Source organism: Sphingomonas sp. UBA978 (assembly GCF_002292295.1).
Classification (GTDB): Bacteria; Pseudomonadota; Alphaproteobacteria; order Sphingomonadales; family Sphingomonadaceae; genus Sphingomonas.
The window spans coordinates 2,566-7,972 of sequence record NZ_DBBS01000001.1; the positions used below are offsets into that span (position 1 = coordinate 2,566).

General features: G+C 70.5%; 4 protein-coding genes. 3 read left to right on the forward strand and 1 reads right to left on the reverse strand.

The features are described from left to right. Positions 1-186: 186 nt before the first annotated feature. The 3 genes from B2515_RS00020 (at position 187) to B2515_RS00030 (ending at position 4,879) form a co-directional block, all read left to right on the forward strand. Positions 187-1,644, forward strand: a complete 1,458-nt coding sequence (locus B2515_RS00020; RefSeq protein WP_293872489.1) for a diguanylate cyclase domain-containing protein — start codon at positions 187-189, stop codon at positions 1,642-1,644. 50 nt (positions 1,645-1,694) lie between these two features. After that, complete coding sequence (locus B2515_RS00025; protein ID WP_293872490.1) at positions 1,695-3,848, forward strand: primosomal protein N'; 2,154 nt, start codon at positions 1,695-1,697, stop codon at positions 3,846-3,848. A gap of 32 nt (positions 3,849-3,880) precedes the next feature. Beyond that, positions 3,881-4,879 carry a N(4)-(beta-N-acetylglucosaminyl)-L-asparaginase gene (locus tag B2515_RS00030; protein ID WP_293872491.1) on the forward strand — a complete coding sequence of 333 codons (999 nt, stop codon included), beginning with the start codon at positions 3,881-3,883 and terminating at the stop codon, positions 4,877-4,879. Positions 4,880-4,993: 114 nt separating this feature from the next. Here B2515_RS00030 and B2515_RS00035 read toward each other — a convergent pair whose 3' ends face one another. Next, positions 4,994-5,245: an ATP synthase F1 subunit epsilon gene (locus tag B2515_RS00035; RefSeq protein WP_293872492.1), complete on the reverse strand. Its 252-nt coding sequence runs from the start codon at positions 5,243-5,245 to the stop codon at positions 4,994-4,996. Positions 5,246-5,407: the final 162 nt, after the last annotated feature.

A 5,407-nucleotide genomic window follows, 5' to 3' on the forward strand; every position in this document is an offset into this window, starting at 1 on the left:
CCAGCCGCTCCGCCGTCGCCTGATAGGCGCGCACGGTATGGACCGATCGCCGCCGGTCGCGCGCCAGATGCGCCGCCCATTGCATCGACACCGGCTGCGTGGGATTATTCGTCACCCCCCCCTTATGCGCGCCCCCCGGAAACCCGGGAAGGGACATATTAACCCTTATCCCCCATCAGGTTAGCGATGACGCACCCGGTAACGTCTCTCACCGATACGCGATATGACGAGGCGAGTCGGCTGGCCGCCCTGCACGCGCTCGCGCTGCTCGACAGCGAACCCGAGAAGGAATTCGACGCGCTCGTCGCGCTCGCCGCCGAGCTGCTCGGCTGCCCCACCGCGATGATTACGCTGATCGATCGCAACCGGCTGTGGATCAAGGCGACCACCACCCCGGGCATCACCGAACTCGACCGCGACATCGCCTTTTGCGACCGCACGATCCGCCAGAACGTGCCGCTGATCGTCGACGACCTGAGCCGCGACGACCGGTTCCACGACAATCCGCTGGTGGTCGAGGCCGGCAAGCGCTTCTACGCCGGCACCGCCATCCATGTCGCCGACGGGCAGGGCGTCCGCCAGCCGATCGGCACGCTCTGCGTCCTCGACGACCGCCCGCGCTCGCTCAATGCCGCCGGCCACGCCGCGCTCCGCCACCTCGCCAGCCTCGCCGAGGCGCTGATCGCCGCCCGCCGCACCGCGATGGAGGCGGTGCGCATCGCCACCGCGGGCGAGGCGCTGGTCGGCCGGCTCGCCAGCAAGGATCGCATCTTCCGCCAGGCCGAACGGATCGCGATGATCGGATCGTGGCGGCTGTCGGTCCCCGACCAGGTGCTGGAATGGTCCGACAACGTCTACCGCATCCACGGGCTCGCGGTCGGCGACATGCCGGCGCTGTCGCATGCGCTCGATTTCTACCCGCCGCAGGCGCGCGCCGACGTGACCGCACGACTCGACCGGACGCTGGCGACGGGCGAGCCGTTCGAATTCGAGGGCGACCTCATCACCGCCGACGGCCGCCTGCGCCGCGTCCGCGCCGCCTGCGAGACGGATATCCGCGACGGCGTCGTCCATGCGCTGATCGGCGTGTTCCAGGACATCACCGACCGCCACAACCTCGAGACGCAATTGCGCCGCTCCGCCGACACCGACGCGCTCACCGGCATCGCCAACCGCGCCGCCTTCGACCGCGAACTCGACAGCGCGATGCGCATCGCGCGGCGCGAGGGATCGCCGCTGATGCTGGCCCTGATCGACCTCGACGGCTTCAAGACCATCAACGATTCCCTCGGCCACGACGCCGGCGACGACGTGCTGCGGCTGACCGGCATGGCGCTGTCGCAGCCGTGGCTGCGCAACTGTTTCGCCGCGCGCATCGGCGGCGACGAATTCGCGATCATCATCGACGATCCGCAGATCATCGCGCAGCCCGACCAGTTCGGCATCGACGTCGAGGCGGCGCTGCGCGTCTCGGTCGAGGCGAACGGCATCACCATGACCAGCGCCGGATCGATCGGCATCGCGACCTTCGACGACGAATGCCATTCGCTGCGCGATTTCGCGCGGCGCGCCGACACGCGGCTCTACGCCGCCAAGCGCGCCCGCGTCGGCCGGCGGCGCTCGACCGTCGCCCGCGCCGCCTGACGCCCAAACTGCCGCTTCACCTCGACTCGGCCAGCCCCCATATGGGCGGCATGTCCTCGCGCGCCCGCGTCCTCGTCCTCAACTCCGCGCTCGGCCCGCTCGACTATCGCGTGCCGGCGGGCATGGCGGTCGAACCGGGATCGATCGTGATCGCGCCGCTCGGACCCCGCCAACTGCTCGGCGTGGTGTGGGAGCCCGAACGCCTGCCCTCCGACGTAGAGGTCGGCGACAATCGCCTGCGGCCGCTGCTCGGGCTGGTCGACGTGCCGCCGCTCGCCGCGCCGCTGCGCCGCCTGATCGAATGGACCGCGGCCTATTATCTCGCGCCCCCTGCGTCGGTGGTGCGGATGGCGCTTGCCTCCACCTCGGCACTGGAGGGCGCGCGGACCGTCACCGAATATCGCGTCACCGGCCATGTTCCCCCGCGCCTCACCCCGCAGCGCGAACAGGCGCTGGAGCGGATCGGCGACCGCCAGGGCCTGATCCGCGAACTCGCCGCGATCGCCGACGTCAGCGACGCGGTGATCCGCGGGCTGGTCAAGACCGGGGCGATCGAGGCGGTCGAGGTCGATATCGACAGCCCGTTCCCGCACCCCGACCCCGCCTTCGGCCCGCCGACGCTCGCCGGCGAGCAGCAGGCGGCGGCGGACATTCTGGTCGCCAACGTCGCGGCCCACGCCTTCGCCCCGACGCTGCTCGACGGCGTCACCGGGTCGGGCAAGACCGAAGTCTATTTCGAGGCGGTGGCGGAGGCGATCCGTGCCGGGCGGCAGACGCTCGTCCTGCTGCCCGAAATCGCGCTGACCGAACCCTTCCTCAAGCGCTTCCACGACCGGTTCGGCTGCGAGCCCGTCGCGTGGCATTCGGGCCTGCGGTCGACCCAGCGACGTCGCGCCTGGCGCGCGATCGCCGGCGGCGAGGCGCTGGTGACGGTCGGCGCGCGTTCGGCATTGTTCCTCCCTTATCGCAACCTCGGCCTGATCGTCGTCGACGAGGCGCACGAAACCAGCTTCAAGCAGGAAGAGGGCGTCCACTACCACGCCCGCGACGTCGCGGTGATGCGCGGCAAGTTCGAAGCCTGCCCGGTGATCCTCGCCAGCGCCACCCCGGCGATCGAGACGCGTCAGCAGGTCGCACTCGGCCGCTATGCCGAGCTGAAGCTGCCCGGCCGCTACGGCCCGGCGGAGATGCCGACGATCGAGCCGATCGACCTGATCCAGCATCCCCCCGAACGCGGCCGCTGGATCGCGCCCAGGCTGGTGACGGCGCTGGAGGAGACGCTGGCAAAGGGCGAGCAGTCGCTGCTGTTCCTCAACCGCCGCGGCTATGCGCCGCTGACGCTGTGCCGGACCTGCGGCCATCGCTTTCAATGCCCCAATTGCACCGCCTGGATGGTCGAGCACCGGCTGACGCGGCGGCTCGCCTGCCACCATTGCGGCCATGTCATGCCGACCCCGCGCGCCTGCCCGGAGTGCAAGGAGGAGGACAGCCTCGTCGCCTGCGGCCCCGGGGTCGAGCGCATCGCCGACGAGGTGACGGCGCTGTTCCCCGAGGCGAAGACCGCGGTCGTCACCTCGGACACGATCTGGTCGCCGGCCAAGGCGGCGGAGTTCGTCGGTCGGATGGAGGCGGGCGACATCGACATCGTCGTCGGCACGCAATTGGTCACCAAGGGCTATCACTTTCCCAATCTGACGCTGGTCGGCGTGATCGACGCCGATCTNNTGCGCGCGGCGGAGCGGACGTTCCAGCAGATCCGTCAGGTGTCGGGTCGCGCCGGCCGCGGCGCCAAGCCCGGCCATGTCTTCATCCAGACGCACAGCCCCAAAGCGCAGGTGATGCAGGCGCTCATCACCGGCGACGCCGACGCCTTCTACGACGCGGAAACCGAGGCGCGGCGCGATGCCGGCGCGCCGCCGTTCGGTCGCTATGCCGCGATCGTCATATCCTCGGAGGACCAGGCCTGCGCCAACGAGGTCGCCAAGCTCGTCGCCCGCAGCGCACCGCAGGTGGACGGCATGGCGGTCTATGGCCCCGCCCCCGCGCCGCTGGCGATGCTGCGCGGGCGCCATCGCTATCGGTTGCTGGTCCATGCCCGTCGCGCGCTCGACGTGCAGGATGTCATCCGCGACTGGCTCGGTGCGCTCGACTGGCCCGCGAAAGCGCGCGTGACGGTGGACGTCGATCCGTATAACTTCCTGTAGGAACCAATACCGGTCCAATGGGGGAATGGCGGATGACGACGCGGCGTGGCTTTCTGGGCGGGGCGGCAGCGACCGCGGGCGTGGCGTCGCTGGCCGGCGCGGCGCCCGCGGCGGGCGGCGCGATGATCGTATCGACCTGGGATTTCGGCGCGGCGGCGAACGATGCCGCCTTCGCCCGGCTGAAGGCCGGCGGCAGCCTGATCGACGCGGTCGAGGCGGGCGGCATGGTGCCGGAGGCGGACCCCGACAACCATTCGGTCGGCTATAGCGGCTATCCCGATCGCGACGGCCACGTCACGCTCGATGCGGTCATCATGGACGATGCCGGCGGGGTCGGCGCGGTCGCCGCGTTGGAAGACACCGTCCATGCCATCTCCGTCGCGCGGCGGGTGATGGAGAAGACGCCGCACACCTTCCTCGTCGGCGCTGGCGCGACGCAATTCGCGCGCGATCAGGGCTTTCCCAAAGTCGACCTCTTGACCCCCGAGGCGGAGAAGGCATGGCGCGACTGGCTCAGGACCTCGCAATACAGACCGGTCGCGAACAGCGAGAACGCGCGTGCGCCCCGTGGCGTCCGGGGCGGGGCGCTCGACCACGACACGATCGGCCTGCTCGCCCGGACCGCCGACGGGCGGCTGGCGGGGGCGTGCACGACGTCGGGCATGGCGTTCAAGATGCGCGGCCGGGTGGGCGATTCGCCGCAGGTCGGCGCGGGGCTGTACGTCGAGGCGGGCATCGGCGCCGCCACCTCCACCGGCCTCGGCGAGGAGGTCACCCGCGTCTCCGGCACCGCCCGCGTCGTCGCCTCGATGCGCGCCGGCCTGTCGGCGCAGGCGGCGTGCGAGGAGGTCGTCCGCCATATCGCCAGACTGCGCGGGGACGCGATCAAGGGGACGCAGGTCGGGTTTCTCGCGCTGTCGCCCAAGGGCGAGGTCGGCGCCTTCTGCCTGCTGCCGGGGTTCACCTACGCGGTGACGGACGCAGCGGGCGTTACGGTGGTGAAGAAGGGCGCGTCGCTATTCGCGGCGTGAGGAGGCGCGAGCGACCGGATCGAACCGGGTCGTCCCCCGTGCCCCGTCATTGCCAGCGCAGCGAAGCAGTGACGACGCTTGGGGGCGCCGGGCCGGATCGAGCCCCCCGCGCGATCAGGCGGCGTGTTCGGCCAGCACGGTGAGGCCGCGGGCATTGACTTCGGCGAAGCCGCCCTGGATCGCGATCGTCTCGGGCTGGCCGCCTTCGGTGCGATAGACCGACAGCGCACCGTCGCGGACGGTGGACATCAGTGGGGCATGGCCCTCGAGCACGCCGAAGTCGCCTTCGGTGCCGGGGACGACGACCATGTACACGTCCTCGGACCGGACGAGCTTTTCAGGCGTGACGAGTTCGAAGTGGAGCATGTTTTTCTATCCTAAGCCCCTCCCCTTCGGGGGAGGGGTCGGGGTGGGGGAAACGGGCGTGCCTCTCGGTGAGACATCCACCACCCCCAACCCCTCCTCTCAAGAGGAGGGGCTTTGTTTTCGTCGTTACGCTTCCTGCGCCATCTTCTCGGCCTTGGCGAC

Excerpts from the sequence above, each read along its gene's own strand:
- B2515_RS00020 (WP_293872489.1), top strand. The coding sequence starts at position 187 with ATGACGCACCCGGTAACGTCTCTCACCGATACGCGATATGACGAGGCG.
- B2515_RS00035 (WP_293872492.1), bottom strand. The coding sequence starts at position 5,245 with ATGCTCCACTTCGAACTCGTCACGCCTGAAAAGCTCGTCCGGTCCGAG.
- B2515_RS00030 (WP_293872491.1), top strand. The coding sequence starts at position 3,881 with ATGACGACGCGGCGTGGCTTTCTGGGCGGGGCGGCAGCGACCGCGGGC.